Origin of the sequence: Sediminispirochaeta bajacaliforniensis DSM 16054 (genome assembly GCF_000378205.1) — a bacterium.
Lineage (GTDB): Bacteria > Spirochaetota > Spirochaetia > DSM-16054 > Sediminispirochaetaceae > Sediminispirochaeta > Sediminispirochaeta bajacaliforniensis.
In genome coordinates this window covers 37,332-60,247 of record NZ_KB899411.1, presented here as the reverse complement: position 1 = coordinate 60,247, position 22,916 = coordinate 37,332, and the positions used below count along the sequence as shown (strand labels likewise).

23 protein-coding genes are annotated in these 22,916 nt (G+C 47.4%); 6 read left to right on the top strand and 17 right to left on the bottom strand.

Annotated features, from left to right (window positions below):
* The first annotated feature begins 78 nt into the window (after positions 1-78).
* Positions 79-2,367, top strand: a complete 2,289-nt coding sequence (locus F459_RS0106985; RefSeq protein ID WP_020612026.1) for a methyl-accepting chemotaxis protein — start codon at positions 79-81, stop codon at positions 2,365-2,367.
* Between the two features lie 39 nt (positions 2,368-2,406).
* Here the strand turns inward: F459_RS0106985 and F459_RS0106980 are convergent, their stop codons facing one another.
* The 12 genes from F459_RS0106980 to F459_RS22125 all read right to left on the bottom strand — a co-directional run bounded on the left by F459_RS0106980 (position 2,407) and on the right by F459_RS22125 (position 14,408).
* Complete coding sequence (locus tag F459_RS0106980) at positions 2,407-3,693, bottom strand: malic enzyme-like NAD(P)-binding protein (protein WP_020612025.1); 1,287 nt, start codon at positions 3,691-3,693, stop codon at positions 2,407-2,409.
* 36 nt (positions 3,694-3,729) lie between these two features.
* Complete coding sequence (locus tag F459_RS0106975) at positions 3,730-4,977, bottom strand: lactate racemase domain-containing protein (RefSeq protein WP_020612024.1); 1,248 nt, start codon at positions 4,975-4,977, stop codon at positions 3,730-3,732.
* On the bottom strand, positions 4,968-6,227 hold the full coding sequence (locus tag F459_RS0106970; RefSeq protein WP_020612023.1) for a phosphoglycerate kinase: 1,260 nt from the start codon (positions 6,225-6,227) through the stop codon (positions 4,968-4,970). Before F459_RS0106970 ends, F459_RS0106975 begins: the two co-directional genes overlap by 10 nt.
* 78 nt (positions 6,228-6,305) lie before the next feature.
* Positions 6,306-7,328: a type II glyceraldehyde-3-phosphate dehydrogenase gene (locus F459_RS0106965; protein ID WP_020612022.1), complete on the bottom strand. Its 1,023-nt coding sequence runs from the start codon at positions 7,326-7,328 to the stop codon at positions 6,306-6,308.
* A 200-nt stretch (positions 7,329-7,528) separates the two neighbouring features.
* Positions 7,529-7,750, bottom strand: coding sequence for a hypothetical protein (locus F459_RS0106960; RefSeq protein ID WP_020612021.1), 222 nt, complete (start codon positions 7,748-7,750; stop codon positions 7,529-7,531).
* 95 nt (positions 7,751-7,845) lie between these two features.
* The gene (locus tag F459_RS0106955; protein ID WP_020612020.1) at positions 7,846-8,433 is read right to left on the bottom strand and encodes a hypothetical protein; all 588 of its coding nucleotides are present in this window, start codon (positions 8,431-8,433) and stop codon (positions 7,846-7,848) included.
* Positions 8,434-8,435: 2 nt separating this feature from the next.
* Positions 8,436-8,750: a hypothetical protein gene (locus F459_RS0106950; RefSeq protein ID WP_020612019.1), complete on the bottom strand. Its 315-nt coding sequence runs from the start codon at positions 8,748-8,750 to the stop codon at positions 8,436-8,438.
* A 222-nt stretch (positions 8,751-8,972) separates the two neighbouring features.
* Positions 8,973-9,803 (bottom strand): class I SAM-dependent methyltransferase, encoded by an 831-nt coding sequence (locus tag F459_RS0106945; protein WP_245540108.1) that lies wholly within the window; start codon positions 9,801-9,803, stop codon positions 8,973-8,975.
* Complete coding sequence (gene phnX / locus F459_RS0106940; protein ID WP_033301377.1) at positions 9,787-10,596, bottom strand: phosphonoacetaldehyde hydrolase; 810 nt, start codon at positions 10,594-10,596, stop codon at positions 9,787-9,789. The genes F459_RS0106945 and phnX overlap by 17 nt, the downstream gene beginning before the upstream one ends.
* Before the next feature lie 17 nt (positions 10,597-10,613).
* Entirely contained in the window at positions 10,614-12,347 is a 1,734-nt protein-coding gene (locus tag F459_RS0106935; RefSeq protein WP_020612016.1) for a putative 2-aminoethylphosphonate ABC transporter permease subunit, read from the bottom strand.
* Positions 12,340-13,389, bottom strand: a complete 1,050-nt coding sequence (locus F459_RS0106930; protein WP_020612015.1) for an ABC transporter ATP-binding protein — start codon at positions 13,387-13,389, stop codon at positions 12,340-12,342. The genes F459_RS0106935 and F459_RS0106930 overlap by 8 nt, the downstream gene beginning before the upstream one ends.
* Before the next feature lie 71 nt (positions 13,390-13,460).
* Positions 13,461-14,408 (bottom strand): putative 2-aminoethylphosphonate ABC transporter substrate-binding protein, encoded by a 948-nt coding sequence (locus F459_RS22125; protein WP_154651646.1) that lies wholly within the window; start codon positions 14,406-14,408, stop codon positions 13,461-13,463.
* Positions 14,409-14,662: 254 nt separating this feature from the next.
* Here F459_RS22125 and F459_RS0106920 point away from each other — a divergent pair, with 254 nt between their 5' ends.
* The 4 genes from F459_RS0106920 to F459_RS0106905 all read left to right on the top strand — a co-directional run bounded on the left by F459_RS0106920 (position 14,663) and on the right by F459_RS0106905 (position 18,416).
* Positions 14,663-15,412, top strand: a complete 750-nt coding sequence (locus tag F459_RS0106920) for a TrmB family transcriptional regulator (RefSeq protein WP_020612013.1) — start codon at positions 14,663-14,665, stop codon at positions 15,410-15,412.
* 111 nt (positions 15,413-15,523) lie between these two features.
* Positions 15,524-16,573, top strand: a complete 1,050-nt coding sequence (locus F459_RS0106915) for a M42 family metallopeptidase (RefSeq protein ID WP_020612012.1) — start codon at positions 15,524-15,526, stop codon at positions 16,571-16,573.
* 18 nt (positions 16,574-16,591) lie between these two features.
* Positions 16,592-17,434, top strand: a complete 843-nt coding sequence (locus tag F459_RS0106910; protein WP_020612011.1) for a hypothetical protein — start codon at positions 16,592-16,594, stop codon at positions 17,432-17,434.
* A gap of 16 nt (positions 17,435-17,450) precedes the next feature.
* Positions 17,451-18,416, top strand: coding sequence for a YitT family protein (locus tag F459_RS0106905; protein ID WP_020612010.1), 966 nt, complete (start codon positions 17,451-17,453; stop codon positions 18,414-18,416).
* Positions 18,417-18,547: 131 nt separating this feature from the next.
* Here F459_RS0106905 and F459_RS0106900 read toward each other — a convergent pair whose 3' ends face one another.
* Genes F459_RS0106900 through F459_RS0106885 form a run of 4 tightly spaced genes read right to left on the bottom strand, consistent with a single transcriptional unit; the run spans position 18,548 to position 21,916 of the window.
* Entirely contained in the window at positions 18,548-19,486 is a 939-nt protein-coding gene (locus tag F459_RS0106900; RefSeq protein WP_020612009.1) for a glycine betaine ABC transporter substrate-binding protein, read from the bottom strand.
* A gap of 50 nt (positions 19,487-19,536) precedes the next feature.
* Positions 19,537-20,184: an ABC transporter permease gene (locus F459_RS0106895; RefSeq protein WP_020612008.1), complete on the bottom strand. Its 648-nt coding sequence runs from the start codon at positions 20,182-20,184 to the stop codon at positions 19,537-19,539.
* A complete protein-coding gene (locus F459_RS0106890; protein ID WP_020612007.1) occupies positions 20,184-21,284 on the bottom strand; it encodes a betaine/proline/choline family ABC transporter ATP-binding protein in 1,101 nt (366 codons plus the stop codon). Before F459_RS0106890 ends, F459_RS0106895 begins: the two co-directional genes overlap by 1 nt.
* Positions 21,281-21,916 carry an ABC transporter permease gene (locus F459_RS0106885; protein ID WP_020612006.1) on the bottom strand — a complete coding sequence of 212 codons (636 nt, stop codon included), beginning with the start codon at positions 21,914-21,916 and terminating at the stop codon, positions 21,281-21,283. Before F459_RS0106885 ends, F459_RS0106890 begins: the two co-directional genes overlap by 4 nt.
* A gap of 358 nt (positions 21,917-22,274) precedes the next feature.
* Here F459_RS0106885 and F459_RS0106880 point away from each other — a divergent pair, with 358 nt between their 5' ends.
* Positions 22,275-22,751 (top strand): MarR family winged helix-turn-helix transcriptional regulator, encoded by a 477-nt coding sequence (locus F459_RS0106880; protein WP_020612005.1) that lies wholly within the window; start codon positions 22,275-22,277, stop codon positions 22,749-22,751.
* On the opposite strand, the gene F459_RS23920 is transcribed toward F459_RS0106880, so the two are convergent.
* Complete coding sequence (locus F459_RS23920) at positions 22,744-22,914, bottom strand: hypothetical protein (RefSeq protein WP_020612004.1); 171 nt, start codon at positions 22,912-22,914, stop codon at positions 22,744-22,746. The two genes, F459_RS0106880 and F459_RS23920, sit on opposite strands and share 8 nt — an antisense overlap.
* Positions 22,915-22,916 lie beyond the last annotated feature (2 nt).

Sequence of the window (22,916 nt, the reverse complement as noted above, 5' to 3'; positions counted from 1 at the left end):
GACGATTGTTATTTACGCCTCGGAATGCCCATGGTATCCTAAACATAGAAAAATAAAGATAGAATGTGAGGTAAAATTTTGGGAAAAAACACGATAGCTTGTATTCTTTCCGGCTCTACGCTATTGGCTATAGTTGTTGTGCGTTTACTTCACGCCGGTATAGCGGATCCGGTTTTATTTATCCTGACGGTTTTACTTTTTGTGGTCGTTCTCTATGGCTGGGGAACCTCTTTTATTGCCAACAGACGGCTTGTACGATATGGCGTGCAAGCCGCCCGTGCTATTCGTAATCAAGGAATTGCTCCTTTTGAAAGAGCCGTTTGGGAAATCGCCAGAGGAAATCTTTGTGCCCATGTCGATCTTTCTGCTATTGATGTGACCCCTCCTTATGGTGCCCTCTACCGATCACTATATTCGGCATTTTCGGCATCTTCTGATGCAATTGACCGGGCAATGCTCGGTATCGCTTCACTAACTGCCGAGCCTGTGCGGCGAATTTGTTTCACCGGTATCGACGACTATCTACACGGCCAACTGATGGGACAGATCGTGGGGGCTCGTCTTGGAGGGGAAGGCGAGATAGCGATTATTGCTGTCAATGAAGAAACAAACTATTCGGTCCTCCGGGAACGTGGTTTTGTAAATGCACTTCACAATGATTTTTCGAAGATAAATGTTGTTCGGACTGTCTACACAAGCAGGGATCCAAGGCGTGCGAGAGAGGGGATAAGAAATCTGTTGCAGGATTTTCCGCATCTTGCGGCTGTTTACCAGCTTGAGGAAGCCACTACCCTGGACAGCCTTGATGAACTTCGTCGACTGAAATCTCCGGGAGCGATATCATTTTTCGGACACGGAAAACGAGAGGGTTTTTCCAATTTTTTCCATTCGGGGTACCTAACCACGACTATTACGCAGAGTCCTTATCTGCAGGGGTATAATCCTCTTGTCTATCTTTTCAATTCGATGGTTTCTTCTTGGAGACCTGAGCATCCCAAAATGCTTATCACGCCGAAGGTCATTACCAAAGACAACTTTCGCGAACATCTGGGCCACAGCACAGAAAGTGAAGGGCTTGCCGTGCTTTCGGAAGAGAGTCCCTCCAGGGGGCTGAAACTGGCCTTTCTTATACCGAAGAATGAGGATTTTTGGCCTCCCGTCTATAAAGGGGCCAAGGATGCACGGCGGATTCTGGCGGCCAAAAATTGTGCAGTCGACATCATACTGCCTCCAAAGGGGAAAGATCACTATGATGTCGATGCCTGGAGAGACATGATCGAAAGACTTATTACCGATACGTACGATGGCTTTGCCATTCCTCTTTTCAGCGATCGTTTGATCCCTGTCATAAACAAGGCTGTAGACAAGGGGCTTCTGGTCGTCACCTATAATCAGGAACCTTTCAGCCTTCGAGGAATGATTGTTGAAGTAGAAGAGAAGGCCGACCGCGTGGCAAAGATAGGAGAGAAGTTGAGACGTGGGGCAAGTGATTCGGAATCGGCAACTGTCGATATTCAGGATGCGCTTTCTTCAGTACGGAATGTTTTGGATTCTCAGCAACAAGAGGTGGAAGAAGCACGGCTTGCAATGGATACTCTTTCCTCACTTGTCGGTATAGCTGCCAGAGAAACACACTCGGCAGGAAGTCGTGCCGAACAGGTTGCCGCCGCCGCCGTCGGGGGACGAGCGGCCATTATGGCGACCAAGAAGGCCGGCGATCGCTTGACCTCTTCGACAAGAGCGACGCAAGAGCTTATCAATGAGCTTGCAAAACGTTCACGTGAGATACGGACGATCATCGGCGCCATAGAGGATATTGCGGCCCAAACTCATTTACTTGCAATGAACGCTTCGATTGAAGCTGCACGAGCAGGAGAAGCCGGTGCCGGGTTTTCCGTTGTGGCGCATGAGATTCGTACCCTGTCGGAGGGTGCAAGTAGTGCTACGGAAAAGATCACCGCTTTGTTGGAAGAGGTTTTGAATTCGGTGGAAAGTGCCGAAAAACATGCTGATGAGGTTGTCGATGTTGTCCGTTCCAGCAATGAACAGGTATCGGCGGCGGAGAATCATCTTTCCGAGATAAATGAAGCGGCCTCTGTCAACCGCACAAAGATGGAAGAAGTCTTGAATGCTCTTTCCGAAATGGAGACCTCGGCACAGAGCGTTGCGACCACCGTTCTATCGGTAATGGAAATTCATCACCGAAACAGCGGCCAATTCGATCGGGTACGTCTCTCAAGCGATAAACTGAACAAACAGATTGTTGCGGTGGCACGGCGTGCGGAAGAGCTATCGACTCTTGCAAATTCCGAAAAAGAATTGGTCTGCGCCTTTGAACTTGAGGAGAGCAACAAAAAAAAGGCATGATCACCTTTCGGCGGCCATGCCTACTATAAAAGCGGCTAGCTATTTCCAGTACTTTTCCATGCGCTTGACAAGTTCTTTTCGGTATGCATCCCAATCAGTTATGGGCTTACGTGCGACTTTCTCTTCACATGCTGCCTTTGCAACGGCGACGGCTTCGTACTCGATGACCCGGGGATCGAAGGGCTTGGGAACGATATAGTTCTGGCCAAAGGAAAACTCCTTGCCACCGTATGCCCGCTTTACAATCTCGGGTACGGGCTGCTTTGCAAGTTCTGCGAGGGCCTTGCTGGCCGCCATTTTCATGCCTTCTGTTATACCGGTCGCGCGGACATCAAGTGCTCCCCGAAAGATAAAGGGAAAACCGAGGACGTTGTTTATCTGGTTGGGATAATCGCTTCGACCGGTGGCCATGATGAGATCTTTTCGCACGGACACGGCGGTGGGATAATCGATTTCGGGATTCGGATTGCTCATAGCAAAGACCACCGGTTGAGATGCCATACTTGCGAGCATCTCCGGTGATACACAGTCGGCAACAGAGAGCCCCATAAAAACATCGGCGCCCTTCATGGCTTCGGCAAGGGTTCGTGCCGAGGTCGAGGAGGCAAACTCTTCTTTTTGAGGTGTCATCCTCTCTGTTCGTCCCTTGAAGATAACCCCCTTGGAATCGCACATAATGATGTTCTCTTTTTTGCCCCCTGCGGCGACGAACATGCGTGCGCAGCTGATTCCTGCGGCCCCTGCTCCGTTATAGACGATTTTCATCTCCGAAAGCTTTTTCCCCGTAATTTCCGCCGCATTGATCAGACCTGCGGTGGCTATGATAGCCGTACCGTGCTGGTCGTCGTGGAAGATGGGAATATTGGTTTCGGCTTTCAAACGATTTTCGATCTCGAAGCATTCCGGCGCCTTGATATCTTCGAGGTTCACCCCGCCGAAGGTAGGCTCCAGCATCTTAACAACCTCGATAAGCTTTTCCGGATCATGAGTATCCACTTCGATATCGAAAACATCGACGTCGGCAAACCTTTTAAAAAGGACACCTTTTCCCTCCATAACCGGCTTGCTTGCAAGGGCGCCTCGATCCCCCAGACCGAGAATAGCAGTACCGTTACTGATGACTGCCACAAGGTTACCCCTATTGGTATATTCGTACGCAGTCTCAGTGTCCTTTTCGATTTCCAGAACCGGCTTGGCAACCCCAGGCGTATAGGCAAGGGAGAGATCCTCTGCGGTCTGACACGGCTTTGTCGGGACCACCTCGAGTTTCCCCGGTTTTCCGTCAAGTTTGTGGTAGGCCAGGGCCTTCTCTTTTAATTCATCCATCTCATTAATCTCCTATCGTTGTTCGTTCGCTTCTTGCTATCTTACTGCTCTCGGGACCGTGACGCTACCGTCAAGCAGAAAGAGAATTGTGGCATCCCTGCCTTTTGTTTTAAGGGCCTCGTCAATGGCAGCTTGCAGATCATGCTCCGGGATGATGAAAAAAGAGCTTAACAGTTCATCCGGGAGCTGGGTATAGGCATGGACCTCTCCCCGAAGAAACACCTCCGCCATCTTTCCCGCTTTGTGATACCCAAGTTTGTACTCTTTTTGAATTGTCTTGAGTACCCCTTCGGGCGTATCCGAGGAAGAGAGGAGGCGTGCAAAGGCCTCCTCTCCGATTCCGTCACGGCAGCTTGCAACGAGGATCATCATCCCTCCGTCCTTCATAGCCAGTTTACCGTTGTCGATTGCCTTCTGCGCCTGATAGAGGTCTATATCCATTGGGTATTTGGCGACGCTTACCACGATATCCGCCCGACTGGGGATATCCGCCACAAAAATTTCATCGGCCTTGTCGATGGCCTGATAAAAGGATGCATTAATATCTCCGGCGGTTACCGCGTAGATGTTGTGGCTTTTGTCCAGAACCGTCATGATCGCAAAGATCTCTTTTTTTACCACGGAGAGTGCATCGATCATGTCCTCGTGTACCGGGTTTCCCTCGAGATTGAGCGCCTTTGCTCCGGGGTGCAAGGCATGACGATGGTTCTGTTCGATGGTGTGGTAACTGGCTATTCCGGGGAGAAACCCTTTTCGTCCTCCAGTGTAGCCTGCGAAGTAGTGGGGTTCCACCGATCCTATAACGATAATTCTGTCGGCATCGACACCCATCTTGTTTACGTACATTTCGGTGCCGGCCCGGCTGGTCCCGAGGTAGACCATCTCATCTTTTCTTGCATCATGGGCATGAATTTTGTTCCGGTAGCGTTCGAACAGTTCATCTCCGAATATCTGCCGATACTCTTCTTCCGTGGGGCCTCTATGGACTCCCGTTGCAATGATGAAGGAAGGATCAACCTTCGCCAGGGCCGGAGCAATGGCGGAGAGCACCGCACGTGTGGGGGTCGGCCGAGTCTGGTCGTTGACAATGACCAGTAAGTTCTTTGCTCCGGCTATAAAGGCTTCGAATGGCTTGCTCTCAACAGGGGAGGCAATGGCTGCATTCACGATGCTTGCAGTATCACCCTTGGCCCGAAGGTCATTTGGTTCGACTACTGCAAGGACGTTTTTGTCCGGAACCGTGACGGAAATGGTATTCTTCAAATAGGGAAGTGCTACTTCCATTTCTTCCCGGCCTTTTCCATGGCGGCAATGAGCGGCAACTTCTTGCCTGAAAGGAAGCGAACCATTGCTCCGCCGGCGGTGCAGACATAGCTATAATCACTCATATTGGTAAAGCGGGCCGCAGCGCTTACGCTGTCGCCACCCCCCACTACCGTGTAGCCGGGGGCCGATGCTATTGCCTGCCAAACCCTTTTGGTCCCTTTTGCAAATTTCTCATCTTCGAATACCCCGGCAGGACCGTTGACGAAGACAGTGCCTGCCGCTTTGATTTCCGCTTCAAAGCGTTCTATCGTTTTTGTTCCGATGTCGAGGAACAGTGCTTCCTTCGGCAGCGCTTCGATGTTTAACTCCTGTCTTTTTCCGTTTTCTTCGTAGGCCAGGTCGTCGGGAGCAATGATTCTTCCCGGATACTCTTTCAAATATTTGGCCGCGGGCTCGATAAAAACATCCAGTCCCTTGTCTGCAAGGAATTTATCCGTGGCTGTTCCAAGCCTCCTGCCGGAAGCGATGAGCATCACCTCACCGGTGACGCCGCAGGCCAGAATTTTATCGGCTGTGCCCGATGAAAGAACCTGTTCCATCATCCCGAAGGCGTCTGATATCTTTGCTCCGCCGAGAACGAAGACCGAAGGATGCTCGGGACTTTTCATTACCTTCGTCAGCGCGGAGACCTCTTTAAAGAAAAGCGGTCCTGCGGCAGAAGGAAGAAGCTCCTGAAAGGCCACCATGCTTGGAGCGTTTCTGTGTGCTGCAGCAAAGGCGTCGTTGATATAGAGGTCGAATAAGGGGGCAAGAGAGCGAACCAAATAGGTATCCAGCATCTCTTCAGCCTTCAGTTTTACCGCATTCTCAAAAGTCGATATCTCTTCGCAGAGGTAGCGCAGGTTACCAAGAAGGATGGCCTGGCTTTCGGCAAGTTCCTTCACCTTCTGCTGGGCCGCCGGACCGCAAACATCATCGATATAATCGACTGGTCGTCCGAGACCGGCACTCAGTTTTTGAGCATGTTCTTCCAACGGGATCAGGTTTTGATAATCGAGGGTATCACCCTGGTGCGCGATCATTGCGAGTTTTGCCCCATGATCAAGGAGCCAGGAAATGGTCGGCAGACTTTTCTGTATGCGGTTTTCGTTTACGATTTTCTTTGTTTTCGGATCGATGGGGCTGTTGATATCTACGCGTAAAAGTACCCGTTTGCCTTTGACGTCGAATGCCTCCATCGGCTTAAATCCAAGACTTACTTCAGCCATGGTATGACTCCTAAAATGGGGCCCTGCCGGGCCCCTTCATGTAAAAACGGTACGGCAATAAAAGCCGATTTTCTCCTTTTAACCCCTGGCCTTCATTCCGAGATATTCGTTGGTTTTTGCGACACCTTCGTCCCGGGTTGTCTGCATCTTCAAAGCGGCACGGATCGCATCCATATTTTCAGGAATAACAACCGCTTCCTGAGGAATGTTGATGGCGAACATAATATCGTCACCGCTGTTTACAATGGTCTCTTCCCATACGGCAATCTCGTACATATCGCCGCGGGGATGTCCCAGGTCTCTGGCATATTTAAAGAGGCTTGCATTTCCGAGGAAACCGTCCGCCAGACGGACCACTCGGATACGGGGATGAGCCTTGAAGATTTCGAGGAGCTCCTCTTTGTGCATCTTTTTCCTGGTCGTAACCACGGGGGTGATGATATGCCCGTGAGTCACCGGGGTATGGATAAGAATTCCCGTTGCATCGACATGGGGCATAATGGTCATAAGATCGAGGGCCTGATGATTCGGTGCCTCGGCTACCTGCAGGGCATTTGTCAGTCCGCGGTGATAGTCACCAGGGTCCGCAACCCTTCGAATGATGGTAATAGCCGTTTTGATAACACCGACGGCCCTGTCGATGGCGTCGATGGCCCTGATGAGTCCTGTTGTGTTGCAGCTGGTGAGCTTGAGGTAGTCAGCACCAATACCCTTTTCGTAGTTCGCATAGCCGTGGAAAAAAACATCGGCAACATTGTTTTTTTCTCCACCCTGGAATACAGCCTTGGTGTTGTATTTTTGGTAGATCTCTTTGTTCTTTGCTCCGACACCGGCATTGGTGGCATCCAGCATGATATCCACTTCCTGGACAAGGTCTTCGAGAGTTCCGCTAACAGGGATCCCTACATCATCAAGAAGATTCCTTTTTTCCGGCACCGCCGTAAAAAGTTTATAGGGCATTCCTTTTTCAGCAAGGGCCCTGACGGGAAGGGTAGGGGCAACATCGGCGACCCCAACCAGCTCCATATCTTTCTGCCGTGCAACTCCATCGGCCAATCTCTGGCCAATAACTCCGTATCCGGCTACTCCAACCTTAACCATGTGTAATCCTCCTATTAATCTCAATAATTTGCCTGTTTGTCTGATATTATAACTTTATTTTTCATTGATGGCAACTCATTTCGCCTGACCATGAGGAATTCTCGCGCTGTCAGCCCCGACGTTAGGATGGGTTATAGAACGTTATGAGCCATTAGAAATGGCTTTTCGAATGCTGAAAGAAAATGAGACATAAAAGGATGCTAAAATGTTGCTTTCAATATTCCATGGTCGTTTGTGCCATCATGTTTATGGTCTTCAGAGTTAAGGTGGTCATTGAAGACTATAAGTTCCTGAAATAGCCAAATTCGATTCTTACTATGATAATCTTCTTCACTCCACCCCTCTGTATTGTACATAGGTTTTCCCGGCTCATTCAGATTGTAAAGATTAAAAGTTGCAACACTAAATTCTTTTTTACTCATTATAGTTCCTCCAAAACTATAAAGTCGTACTGGCATGATTAGTTATCGAATGAAGCAAGAAACGAATGCTATGTTAGAAACGATAATCAGATGAATTAACGCTCCTGTACGCTTTTCTTAATTTCCTCAAGCAATTCCTGCTGTTCCTGTATTTGTTGATGTAATCTATTGGTTTCGATCAATGGCATGCTTAACAGAGACGGCTGTTCAAGCTCTGTGATGATTTGCTCCTCTTGTTGTTTCGGGATTGGTCGTACGGTGCCATCGGATGATAGCAATACACCACCAGTTGCATTATCGATTATATACAGAAATCCACTTGAGGTAAGAAAAACGCCACCTGTCGATGGCATGTTGACTTCTGTAAGTCGTCCAGGAGAAACCCACTGAAACAAAGCAGAGGACGAACCGGATGTCGTTCCCAAAGACGTAGTAATCGAAACAACATGGTCTTCACAATAGGCGATAATAGACTCGAGGTTTTGAAGCGCTTCCGGTTCGAGATCGTGGCCCGCTATTTGTTGGTACGCGAACAAATACTTTAGCGCGGAAACATAGTCGTTCTTTTTGTAGGCCTGGATTCCTTGCTGCCGAAGTTGTGCGGTCGTTTCCCCAAAACAAAAGACGCCAAATAAGCTTCCTATGGAAATCGCGATTAGGACTCTCAGCCGATTACGTGACATAACTAAAACCCCACTTCTGGTTTCTCGGCAGTCGTTTCTTTTGTCGGTAGTGTCGTTTGAAAAGAGGTAGTAGGACTTACTGCGTAAATCATTAAGATGACTCCAAGCAACAAGAAAAGCAGGCCTGGAGAAGTGCTGGCAAGTCCTGCTTTTATTCCTTTCATGTCGCCTGTGAACGTAAATTCACCCTTTACTCCAGCCATCAGCAAATTATATCCGAGCCGAACGACGAGGTAGCCGACAATTATTGAGGTGAGCTTGATAGTCCACATCGGCAAGGCGGAAATAAAGTGCATCAATGTAATATTGATACCCATACCAACCTCCTCTTGATTTGTATCGGAAGTTGAAGAATAAACATCTATACTTCATCTGTTAGATTATCGAATGAGTCTTTCGTTTGCAAATAGCTACAGCATATTTATCTTTTTCCTAACAAACTTATATTAACTCTATAGCCGGCAAATCTCCGGTAAAGACCAAGGCAGAAGCAATGTCCACTCCAATTACTGGTGATGGTGAGCAGGTAATAATAAAGACTAATGTATTTTCCTTGATAGAACAGCATACCAATCCACATCCATAAAGGTACTTTCACTGCCTATCTCAAATATGGCTTCAGTCTTTGATCCAAAGTTGTGAAAAATATCATGATTGTATCGCTTTATAATCTCAAATCCGGCTTCTTCCAAGTATTTCTCTAAAAGATTCCATCTGATTGGATAATAGGTTGGTATAGTTTCAATTTTTCTGTTTATTATTTTTCCGTCTTTATCATAATCCGTAAATACCAGGTTGAATTTCACAGTTTTCATATCATCACTAAAATCCCACACTTGCATGAGATGCCGTATAATATCGCCTTTAAAACTCAGAGCATAAGAAAAAAATCTTTGCTTGTTGGTTAATATTTTATCCCAGTTTCTTATATCAAAATAGAAATAGCCATGACTTCTAATCTGATCGGCAAAATTTCTTATTGCTTTCTGCAAGTCAGTATTCGAAACATGTGGTAATGAATTCCCTGTGGAAATTAAGCAATCGACTTTATTATCTAGGTTTATTTCCCGAAAATCTTTCTGAAAAACTTCTATTTCTAAACCTTCCTGTTGAATATAGTTTCTCGCTAGGGTAATCATATTCTCACTTAAATCTGAGCCACTCATTGAATATCCCATTTTATATAGGGGATACGTTAGCGATCCACTCCCAAAGGTACAATCATGCATGGTATCAATTTTGTACGGACTAAAAATTTTAGCATAATACTCAATGAAGCTATCTTCAGCGGCTTTATTTGACGTAGGTTTCCACGAATCCGAATCATAAGAATTCACCATATGTTTCTTCGCTTTATGCCCGTTTTCCAAGTTCAATCTGACTGTCGATTATTGCAAGGATTTCGGGAAGCTTGGTGATATCCTTTATCACATAATGAGCACCTGCATTCATGCAGATGTTTTGGCATGTGGAGAAACGGCTGTGGTAGTTCTGGGGACTAAGTGCTTTGGTTTCTTCCTTTGACAAGGCCCATATACTGCTGCCTTCGATGATGGCAACCGTCCACACGCCTGCCGAAACCCCTTCGGCGATGTCTGCTTTTGTGTCTCCGACTTTTACGATGTGCTGAAGATCCGGAACATCAAGCGCAACAGCATTAGACCAGATCATATACGGATATGGCCTGCCTGCAGGAACATCGCTTGAGGTCACGAGATAATCGGGATGGTAACCGTTTTTCTTTGCCTCTGGAACAACAATATCCATCATCTCCCTCGTATACCCGGTGGTTGAACCTATTTTTAATCCGTTATCACGCAATTGCTCCAGCGTTTCGATGACACCGGGGATAGGGGTGCAGTAGCTGGAAAGGGTGGCACATATTTTCTTTTCAAAGCTTGTGTAAATACCTTCAATATCGTTTTCATCCGGAAATCGTCCATGCTTGTTCTGCCAGATGCGGACCACCCGCTCTATCCCAAGAATGGCGGCCACATGATCACGTTTCTTCATTCCCATTGGGGCCCTGGCTTCTTCAGGTGTTATGTCGACGCCGTATTCCTTAAACGACGAAACAAATGCGTCCAGGGGCGCAATGCAACCGTAATCTATCGTAGTTCCCGCCCAGTCAAAAACAACCATTTCTATATGTTTCACGCTCATTCTCCTTGTCGTCAAAATCATTTTCTTTTCCATTTTTCCGTGTACGTTTCGATGTTGCCTTGTATAAAAGCTATGATCATCCTGAACAGGATATTGGTAAGCAGAATCAGTACTGACATGGCGGCCGCTTCGGCAATGTCTCCGGCATCATCCATGTTGACAATCAGAACGGAGGCCAGCTTGAATTTCGGGCTGTAAAGAAAGATCACGGCAGAGATTGTGGCCATCGAATTGACAAAAAAATATGAGAATATTTCAATTACTGCATGGAGGTTTACCGGTAGCGTGACTCTGCCGAAGGCCTTGTAAAAGGGAATCGCAAGAGATTTTGAGACCTCTTCTATTTCCTTATCGAGTTTCCTCAGTGATGTGGTTGCGGTAAGAAAATTGACCGAATAAAAGTGGATGATGTTTGCCAACACGATTATCCAGATTGTTCCGTATATTCCGTTGAAGGGATTCGGAATCTCCATGCCCAGAACGTCAAAGGCTGGTGCATTAAAAAAGAAGATGTATGCGATACCAATGACAAGCCCGGGCAGAGCCAGCGGAATAATCGACAACAAGTAGGAAATTTTTCGCAGCCAGGGAAGCTCAACAATTTTTTCAATCATATAGGCGGAAGAGAAGACGATTGCCGTGCCGATGAAGGCTGAAAGCAGTGCCGCGGTGATCGAATTCCAGAAGGCCTGAATTCCGTTCCCCGCAACATCATTAAAATTGAAATGGCGCAATCCTATGTTTAGATTATATGGCCATGCAACAACAAGCGAGGCGTAAATTGCTGCACCGACTATGAGCAGAATCATCAAAACGATGATTAGACAGTAGATGAAGCCCACGTTGGACATCAGCTTGTTGTATTTTCTCTGTAATGGAACGGCTTTGGAGGAGAAGGTCATTCGCTGTCTGCTTTGAATGTAACGGTCGACAAGGAATGCTATAAAGGTCGGCAGCATAAGTATTATCGAGATGGTTGATCCGAGCCCGAAATTCTGTTGACCGACGACCTGCTTATAGATGCCGACGGCGAGCACATTAAAGTTTCCTCCCACTATCTTTGGGGCTCCAAAATCGGTAAACGAAAGGGTGAAGGCCACAAAAGCCGCACTGATAAGGCCGTATTTAATCCCTGGAAGGGTTACGTCCAGAAAGAGCCGATGTTTCTTTGCGTAGAGTGATTCGGCGGCCTCATACAACCGTGCATCGCTCATGGAAAGGGCCATCGTCAGAATCATGTAAACCTGGGGAAAGGTGTAAAAGACCTCGGCTATGATTATTCCTACAGGACCATACAGGTGAATATTGATACCGCCGACTCCCAATACCTGCTCTGTCCAGCCGAAAAAACCGGTTGTAATAAGTCCTTTATTACCGAAAAGGTATCGTAGCGCTATCCCCTGCAGCATCGTCGGCGCAAAGAGCGGAACCATCGCAATCAGACGAAAGAAGACCCTGCCTCGAATTTCAAAACGACTGAGAAAAAAAGCATATCCGAGACCGAGGGGGAGGGAAATGACAGTCGTCATAACCGAAACAAAAAGTGTGTTTATCAGCGATGTGAATAAACCGGGATTGGTAAAGAATTTTACAAAGTTTGCGGCCCCGACAAAGTTATCCATTCTGTCGTGCATGCTTCTGTCAAGCAGCATGATGATCGGGAAGACAACTGAAATACAAAGAAATAACAGAAAAACAATGAGAATCAACTTTATCAGCCGCTGTTCAAGGCCTTGGGCCGTTCTAATCATTTTCTTTGTCTCGGAAAATATGCACCGCTTCTTTGGGAAAGATGAGGCCTGCCGAATCTCCCGGGGCAATTGCAAGGTGATTGAAATTGTCCCGGGACATATCCGCATCAATCCTGAGCGCGGAATCCGTACATGTTTCAAATGTCAGTCTAAGAAATGAACCGCGGAATTCAGTATTGATCAGCCTCGATTCCGCACCGGTGCCGGATTTTTCGACCCTTACTTCTTCCGGCCGAATTGCAATCTTCACCGCATCAACGTAGGTTTCAGCATCCCGGTCTATCAGCGCTTCGATATCCTGTGCCGTAAACTTCTTCAGGAGATTCATCTCACCGATAAAATTGGCGATAAACGATGTTGCAGGCTCGGCATAGATCTGAGCGGGAGTACCACTCTGGATTATTTCTGCCTGATTCATGACAAGCACTCTGTCGGCCATGGTGAGGGCCTCTTCCTGATCGTGGGTTACCATGATTGTGGTAATACCGAAATCCTTTTGAAGATTCCTGATCTCCTTCCGAAGCTTGTTTCTGACCTTTGCATCAAGTGCACTCAAGGGTTCGTCGAGCAGCAGTATATCCGGGGAAAGAACCAATGCACGCGCCAGAGCAACCCTTTGCTGCTGTCCTCCCGAAAGCTGCGCCGGGTAGTGTTTGGCCTTTTTCCCCAAGCCTACCTTTTCGAGAATACGATGTACTTTATCCGCCGCTTCTGACTTTGATATCCCTTTCTGTTTCAGTCCGTAGGCAATATTGTCGTACGCGTTCAGGTTGGGGAAAAGGGCATAGGACTGGAATACAATGCCGATATTTCGTGCGGCAACAGGATATTTCGTAACTTCTCTTCCTGCAAGAAACACCCTGCCGCAGTCCGGATTTTCCAGTCCGGCGATTATTCTGAGTAAGGTGGTTTTCCCGCATCCGCTGGGACCGAGAAGACAAAGAAACTCTCCTTCCTCTGCCTCGACATTAATATCTTTCAGTGCCTGGAAATTCTGAAACGATTTATCGACATGTTCTACTTTCAAAAAACTTTCGCTCATATCCTTCTCCGGTCATGCATAGAAGGCAGGGACATTCCCCGCCCTCGTCAACATCAGCTGAAATTCGTGTTTTAGTTTTTAGGTAATGATTTGGAATCGTATCTTCTTGTCCATTCTTCCAATATCCTCTGCCGGTTTGAAGCCGCCCATTCGAAGTCGTTGTCGATGATGAGCGCGGTCGGATTCTGCGGGAAGCCATCGGGAATTCCCCACATATTCTTAACGGCGGTAATCGGATAGCTTTTTGCGTATTGCTCCATTGCACTGTCGGATATTGCCCAGTCGAGAAACATCCTTGCTTCTGGTTTGATACCATCTTTTTTGATGAGAGCATTTGCTTCAACGTCGAATCCGCTGCTTTCTGCGGGGCTGTAGGTGACAACAGGCTGGCCCGATTTCTTCTGCTTGACTCCTCTATAGAAAAAGGAGATGCCGATAGGATACTCTCCCGCACCGGCAAGCTTGGCGGGCTGTGATCCGGAATGCGTGTATACCGCAATATTTTTGTGCAGGTCGTCGAGATACTTCCAGCCTGCGTCTTCGCCCATAAGCTGAAGAATTGCGGATACGGTAAGGAAGCCTGTTCCGGAAGAGGCAGGATTTGGCATGACGAGCGAACCGGCATAAACCGGATCAAGAAGATCCTTGTAAGATTTCGGATGAGGGAGCCCTTTTGCTTCGGTTTCGATAGTGTTGACGACAATTCCGGTCATCCATGCGTCGATTCCGACCCAGCTCGGAACCTCTGCGGGATCGCGAAAGCCCTTGAGAATCCTGTCCAGACCTGCGGGACTGTAGGGTTCCAGCATCCCCTGCTGTTTTGCCACAAGGAGGCTGGTTGCTGCAGTACCCCAGACAAGATCGGCCTGCGGGTTGTCTTTTTCCGCCAGGAGCTTGGCGGTCATGATACCGGTAGAATCCCTGACGATATGTACCTTGCCCTCCATTTCAGGGTGTTCTTTGTAGAAGGCTTCTAGGTAAACCGGAATTTGGTCGTCCTCAAGGGCCGTATACACAATAAGTTCTTGAACGTTATCTTCTTTCTAACCTCCTGCGAATGCCGCGGACAGTGCCGACACAAGCAGGAATAAAACTACAGCGGTTTTCTTCATGATTTTCTCCTATAAGATATCTTATTCTTGGTATAGAAGGTGTCAGAAAATCATGCAACTACTTTGAATCAATCTAACGAATAACTCATTATTGTATAATTAAATGCTAAGATATGTCATTTTGATTTGTCGATAATGTTCGACAACTTTGGAGGCATGAAGTGAGGATTACCGAGTTCGAACTGATAGAGGCAGGTTTGAGTGAGAAACAGGCGGCCATCTATATGACGTTGCTGCAGCTGGGCCGGGCGAATGCCGCTCAAATCTCACGTGAGACCGGAATAAAGCGTACAACTGTCTATGACATCTCTACCGATCTCATGCATCGCGGGCTGATTGCAGTCAACAACAAGGAGTCACGGAGCAGATACTTTTATGTACTTGATCCCGAAAATCTCAAAGAACAACCGCGCCAGACTCTCAATATGATTGATCGCATTCTGCCGGAATTGAGAACGATGTACGAAAACAGCCCGAACAAGCCGAATATCAGATACTTCGACGGTCCGTCCGGACTCAAACAGATACATGATGAACTCTTGGAAATCAGGTCGGGTGAATATTTCTATTTTGATGTCGGGATAAAAATGATCGACCTGCTTGGAGCAGATTATCTAAAGAATTTCGTAACGAAACGGATTGAACGGGGAATCTGGTCCAATTCTCTCAGGGTAAGGAATGCTGAAGTGGATCTTGACTTTCTGAAAGGCAGCCGGCAAAACTTGCGAAATGTTCGTTTTTTTCCGCAGGCAAGTCGGACGGATTTCATCAGTTTGTATATATACGACGGTAGGCTGGGTATTGCTTCGTCAAACAAGGAAGGCTACGGCCTGATCATTGAGAGTGAAGAGCTCTCAGCCTCGATGAAAATAATCTGGGATTTGGTCTGGAATCTTTCGGAATCGGAATAGGGCTCGAGCTATGAGCATATGCGTTTCGTTTTCTTGGATTGCATTGGCAGCCGCTGCCGCCGGTTTTTATTTTGCTGGAACAAAGTGCAACAATGAGATACACTTTCTGCCATGAGTTACTCCTACCGTGATGCCGCTGTACTGAAAACAATCCTTGAACGGTTGAAATATCTCTGTGCGTTTCCATCGCCGACCGGCTTTGCCGAGCCTCTTGCAGATGAGCTTGAAAAGCGACTTTCGGCCGCTGGATTTGTATGTGAGAGAATGCGTAAGGGAGAGTTGTTGTGTCATCTTGGAGGAGCGGGGCGACCTTTGGTCTATTCCGCTCACCTTGATACCCTGGGGGCCATGGTCCGTACGATAAAATCCAACGGAAGGCTTCGCTTTGCCAAGATCGGTTCTTACCCCGACCACTCTGTCGAGCGGGAGAATTGTGTGGTCCATACTGCATCAGGGCTGTCTTATAGTGGCACAGTGCAGTTTTCCAACCCTTCCGTTCATGCAAGCAAGGATGCTTCGGAGGCCAAGCGAAGTGATGAAAATCTCGAAATCGTCCTTGATCAATGTATCGATTCTGATGTCCGGTGCAGGGAGCTTGGAATTGCTCCCGGAGATTGGATTTCTTTTGATCCGAGGACCGTCGTCACCGAGACAGGCTTTATCAAAAGCCGGCATCTCGACGATAAGGCTGCCGTAGCGGTGCTTTTGGCCTTATCCGACGCAGTCGCGGACGGATCTTTTCATCCAAAGCGGCGTTTGTCGCTTTTTTTCTCCCTTCATGAAGAGGTCGGTCATGGAGGATCAACCGGTTTCGGAAGCGATGTCGGAGAATTTGTTGCAGTGGATATGGGGGTGGTCGGAGAGGACCTTTCCGGTTCCGATACCACGATTTCCATATGCGCCATGGATTCCAGGGGGCCCTTTGATCGGAAGGTTCTGCAAGGATTAACCGCTGCCGCTCGTTCGCTCAATGTCGACTTTGCGCTGGATGTCTATCCCTTTTACGGAAGTGATGCCGATGCCGCACTTTCTGCGGGTAACGACCTGCGTCACGGATTAATCGGGCCTGGGGTTTCGGCAAGTCATGGTTACGAACGGACCCACTGCCGCGCCCTTGACGATCTTTTTGCCGTTCTTAAGCACTACGCTGAAATCGATTAAGCGAGTAAAGGTTAACGTATGGGATATCTTTTCATTTCCGTCGCATGTGCCGTTCTTATTGGCCATCTCTTTAAATACCGGGAAAAGCGGGACCTGCCGATCTATCCCATATTGATGACAAATTATGTGGTTGCCATTGTATTGAGCATCATACGATCCGATCACTTTTCTCTTTCCGGTATGGACCTCGGCGCCTCTTTTCTTGCCGTACTGTTGGGCACACTTTTTGTTTTCTGTTACGCAGTGATGAATCTTGCGATTCCAAGGCTTGGGGTTTCGATTACTGTTTCTTTGGGGCGGCTTTCCCTCGTCATACCAACCCTCTGTTCCATCCTGCTGTTTTCCGAAAGCGTTGACTGGAAGCAAACCATAGGGCTGGTTCTTGCGCTTGCCATTATCCCGCTTTCGGGAGATGAGGTTCCCGATCGCCAGAACCTGCGTCGCCTGGTCCATGGAGGTCTTGGCTGGGCCCTCGCCCTCTTTTTCTTTTTCGGCATGAATGATCTCGCATTCAAATTGAAAAGTGAGTTTTACCTCTCTCTCGATACGAACTCTTTCCTTTTTGTCGTCTACATTATCTCGCTTCTTTTTTCCATTCTGTGGATTCGAATTCGCAGGAACCGAATCACTTTCAGATCTGTTTTTCTGGGAGTGATCCTTGGCTTGATAAATTATCATGCGGCAGTCTTTTTTATGAAGGCTGTTGAGCTGCTTCCGGGGATGATTGCCTATCCGCTTAACGGTATCTCCATCATCGTCCTTACCAGCATCACCAGTGCCTTTGTCTGGAGAGAGAAGCTGAAAGCGCACAACTATCTATTCCTTGGAGGTTCCCTGATCGCAATCTGGCTCTTGTTTTAAATAGTGGGAGGAGTGTATGTCCGAGGGTGTGATGCGAAAGCATAGCTTTTTTTCACTGTTTCGCCAACTCTGCGGGATTTTTGCCGGCAGCCTTGTATATGGAATCGGGCTGTCCTGGTTTTTGGTCCCCTTTAAAATTGTTCCCGGCGGAGTAGGGGGCCTTAGTCAAATTCTCTATCACATGTTCGGCTGGAGTATGGGAATCAGCATGATCATCATGAATTTTCCCCTCTGGATTATGGGAATAGTGTTTGTCGGCAGGCAATTCGGCCTTGGAACCTTTGTCGGTTTTTTTGTCAGTGCTCTTATGACCGATCTTGTGGCACCCAAGCGTCTTTACTGCTGGAATCTTATGCGGGATCTCATTGAAAAATACAATACAAAAAATGGTGTTCTGACCGATCCTCTCGACTGGGCCCTTACTGATGATGTTTTCGTTGCGGCCATAGCCGGTTCGATTCTGATGGGAATAGGTATCGGTCTTATCTTTAAGAGCAGAGCCTCTACGGGGGGGACCGATATTCCCGTTGCTCTCATGAAAAAGAAATTCAATATCTCGATTGGAAATGGCTACCTTATCATCGAGTCGGTCATCATTCTTTTTACCGGCTTTGTCTTTAGAGATATCAATATAATCATTTGGAGCTACTTTGCCCTTTTCCTTTCCTCGCGCTTTGCGGACATCATGACCGAAGGCTTTAGTCGGGTGAAGGCTGCCTATATTATCTCTATGGACGACGGAGCGGTTGAACGGATAAAGGAACGAATCTACGAGGAGATGGATCGGGGGGTGACGTTCCTGAGGGGCATGGGCTCTTATTCGCGAAAAGGAATCAAGGTGATCTATGTAACCTTTCATATGCGACAGACCGCCGTTCTAAAACGGATTGCTTTGGAGGAAGATCCCAAGGTGTTTATGGTTATGCATGATGTGCATGATGTGGTGGGATACGGTTTTAAAACAAGATCTCTTGAAATGTAAACGTAAGAAAAAATCAACCCATGAGCCGGGCAGAAGAGCTCTGCGGCTCATGGGTGTGGTAGATTGACTATGTTACTCTTTTTCCTCTCATGCCGATTGATGAAATCACCAGGATTCGGAACAGTACATATCTATTCAATTAAACCATTATCTTTCAAGAACTCTTCTGCCACCATTTTAGCCGGTAACCCCTCCGCATCGACCCGATAATTTAAACCCTGCATTGTTGTGTCATCAAGGAGCTGGGCAAGGGGTTTCATGATATCGGCAATCTCGGGGTGTTTGTCGAGGATCTCTTTTCGCACGGTTACCGCGAGGTTGTAGACGGGAAAGAAGTTCTTATCGTCGGAAAGAACCCTTAGGCCGTATTTCTTTAAGAGACCATCGGTGGCAAAGACCATGGCAACATCAACTTGACCTCGATCCAGGGCTTCGTAGGAAAGCCCCACATCCATGGTTTTTACCTGTTTTTTGGGTACTGTGAAGCCATAGGTTTCGACCATTTTAAAGAATCCATCGGGGCGTTCGTAAAACTCTTGATCGATACCGAAATTCAGTGCCTCCGGCTGTTTGGAAACGTAGCTACCGAGATCACCTATTGAGGCGAAGCCGAGCTCTTTCGCTTCGTCCTGCTTCATTGCAAGGGCGTAGGTGTTGTTGAGCTCCCATCGATCGAGCCAGACAATATTGTGCTCGGACAGATCCTCTTCCTTTACCTTTGTATAAAGTGTTTCCGGATCGGTAATTGTTGTGTCATGCCCAAGGTATACGGACCATGCTGTACCTGTATATTCGGCATAAAGATCTGTCTGTCCTGTGTCAAGACCGTCTCTGGTAATCTTGCTTCCTGTGCCGAACTGTTCCTTTACCTCGAAGCCCTTATTCCTTAAAAGTTCTGCCATCATGTTGCCCACGATGTATTGTTCTGTGAAATTCTTTGCTCCGACGGTTAGTGTTCCCTTTTGCTCCTCTTTTCCCGTCTCCTCTTTTTTTGCACATCCCGGAAATAGGATGGCCGATGTAAGGACGACAATAGCAAAGGCCGCAAAAAGTTTGGCTTTTTGTCTCATGATCTTCTCCTTTTTGTACAGATAGTGTTCTTCGATATTAAAACTTTGCCTTATCGGCCGAGTTTTAATCCTTTCGGCGTCACTCGCCGTTCCATTACGGCAAGGAAGGTATCTACGATAATTGCGATAAGTGCGGTTAATAGTGCGCCCGTAAGTATGATGTAGTTTTTATTAAGTTTGAGTCCGATAAAAATAAGGTCTCCCAATCCGCCTCCGCCGATTACCGCGGCAACGGTGGCGGTTCCCACGTTGATAGTCGCGGCACTTCGTATGCCGGCCATGATAACGGGGCTGGCCATAGGAAACTTAATTTTCCATAAGATTTGGCGGTCGGTCAGTCCTATGCCTCTGGCCGCTTCGATTGTTTTGGTATCGATACTCAGTAAGCCGCTGGTCGCATTGAATACAATAGGGACCAGGCTGTAGAAGAAAAGTGCAATGATGGCCGGCCTCATACCGATGCCGACAATCAGGAATACGAGGGCTACGACGGCAATAGAGGGAACGGCCTGGGCCGCCGCTGTTGTCGTTAGAATGATTCTGCCGAGATTCCTCCTCTTCTCATTGCTGGCGGCAATCGCGACGGCAAGTCCTATAACCACGGTGAACAGGATTGAAACGGAAAAAAGGACCAGGTGCTGCCCTACGAGGGCAAGTATTTGTTCCCGGTTTTCCGAGACATATGCTACTATCGACATCAATCCTCCTGTGCCTTTTTGAATTCATTGAAAATGTCTTCGAGGTTTATAGCTCCGACGAAGCGGTTGCCCTCGGTGACGACAGGGAGCGAACTCTCCCCTGCATCAATCATCAGGCTGAAGGTCTCCTGGAGGTTGTTGTTTTTTTCTACCGTAACCGCGTTGTCGATAAATGAGAGGTGTGGTTGAGGATCCTTTCTGCTCTTTTCCAGAGCGAAAAGGCCGAGAAATTTCTCTTCGCTGTCGGTGACGATCGCAACCCGCTTTCCCTTTTCTTCCATCTTTCGGATAACGGCTTCCGGCTTATCCGATTTGTGTACCTGCACATATCCCGTGGTAACGATGTAGTCTTTGTTTTTCTTCAGGACAAGGGCCTTGATGTTTCGGTCATGACCAAGGAGTTTTTCTACAAATTTGTTTTCAGGTTCGTACAGGATGTTGTTTACATTGTCATATTGTACAAGATTCCCGTTTTGCATGATTGCAATCTTATCGCCGAGCTTTATCGCCTCATTGATATCATGGGTAACGAAGACAATGGTCTTTTCTATCTTTTCCTGAATCGATAAGAAAGAGTCGTGCAGGCGAGAGCGATTGATCGGATCAATGGCTCCGAAGGGTTCGTCCATAAGTAAAATTTCCGGATCGGCAGCAAGGGCACGTGCGAGACCCACCCGCTGTCTTTCTCCTCCGGAGAGCTGCAAGGGATATTTATGAACGTAGCTGCCGTTTAGGGTCACAAGATGCAGCAGTTCATCCACCCTGTTTTTGATTTTCCGCTCATCCCATCCAATGAGCCTCGGTACCATCGCTATGTTTGTAAAGACGTCCATATGGGGAAAGAGTCCTGTTTCTTGAATGACGTAACCGATGCTTCTTCGTAGCTGTACCGCATCGAGATCGTAGATAGAACGCCCGGAGATCGTAATATCCCCTTCGGTTGCGTCAATCAACCGGTTGATCATTTTCAACGTTGTGGTTTTCCCACACCCGGAAGGACCGATCAGCATGGTAATCTTTCCCTGTTCGATGGTCATAGAGAGGTCTTTTACTGCAAGTTTCTTATCAAATCGTTTGGTTACACGTTTGAGCTCTATCATTCTATACGCTCCGATACGGGGGTGATTTTCAATCCGCGAGGGGTTAGCAATTCTTCGACCTTCATGAGAAGCATGTTGATTCCTATACCGAGGGCCGATACTACAAGGGCTCCGGAAAGCACCATAAGAAAGTTGGCTCGTCCGATTCCACTGAAGATGAAATAGCCCAGACCTCCGGCTCCTACCAGGGAGGCGTATGTAGCAACGCTGACGCCGAGTACAATGGCGTTTCGCACCCCTGCCATGATGACCGGAATCGAAAGCGGGAGCTTTATGCGGAAGAGTATCTGCTGTCCGGTCAGGCCGATTCCCTTTGCAGCTTCGATCATCCGGGGAGACACGCTATTGAGGGCTGCATAGGTGTTTCGAATGATTGGTAAAAGGGAATACATCATGATTGCCAGAATAGCTGGGGTTATACCGATGCCGAGTTTGACAGGCGCCAGAACAACCACCATGATTCCGAAAAGTGCCAGACTGGGGATGGTCATCAGAATACTGCAGATATATATGATGATCTTTGCCAATTTTGGCTTGCCCGATATGAAAAAACCAATGGGTACGCTGATGATAATCGAGAAGGGGATGCTGAGAAGCACAACCTTGAGATGCTGGAGAAACTGCAGCAACAAGGTCGGCCCATAATAATGAAGATAGGTCGAAAGGTTAATACGCCCTCCCTATATGTTGAATTGTGTTTATTAGTATAAACAATTTATTGAAGATTGGTCAATGAAAGGATATTTAAAATTTGTGATGTAAGTATGTTATGTATAATTTAATTGTTTACAATAATAGTAATTATATTATGTTTTTATCGTTTTAAGAACAATATATGTTTATAGTGTTATGTTTAATAAAATATACTGCTAAATATATTATCAGGGAAAAAATTCCATAGATTGATTTCTTTAGAGCTGTAAAGAAGACTGGCCGGAAAAATGAAAACCATGTAGAATAACGGTAGAGATCGTTTCGGAGGTCGGATGGATGCCTGAACACTATGATATCAGCTACGATGTGCTTGTTACGCTTCGTCGTATCATTAGAGCAATCGATATGCATTCAAAGAGGCTTGGCAAGGAATATGGGCTTACCGGCCCGCAACTCATGATTCTGAAAGAAATTCGATCGGGTACGGATATCACCATCGGTCATGTGGCGAAGAAGGTCTCCCTGAGCCAGGCTACAGTCACCAATATTATCGATCGTCTTGAAAAGCGTGGTATGGTAACCCGGGAACGCAGTACCCTCGACAAGCGGAGGGTCATTGTACGAACCACCGATAAGGCAGAGGAGATACTGAAAACCAATCCCTCGGTGCTTCAGGCCGATTTTATCAATAGCTTTCAGACCCTTGAAACATGGGAACAAAACCTTATTCTCTCATCCCTTCAGCGGATTGCCGCGATGATGGGTGCTGAGCATATATCATTTCCGGAAGAAGAGGTGGGACAGTTTATCTAGTGGTATCGATCCGGGTTCCTCGCTGGTCGTCCCATTGCTCATAGTGATGTGTATCGGGAGCCTCGGCAGGTGGATGTTCTTCTTCCTCTGGAGGAACTTCTTCCACCGGGCCGGGAACCGGGCTGGGGTATGTATTCGGGGCGATTGAATCTATATCGGACATAG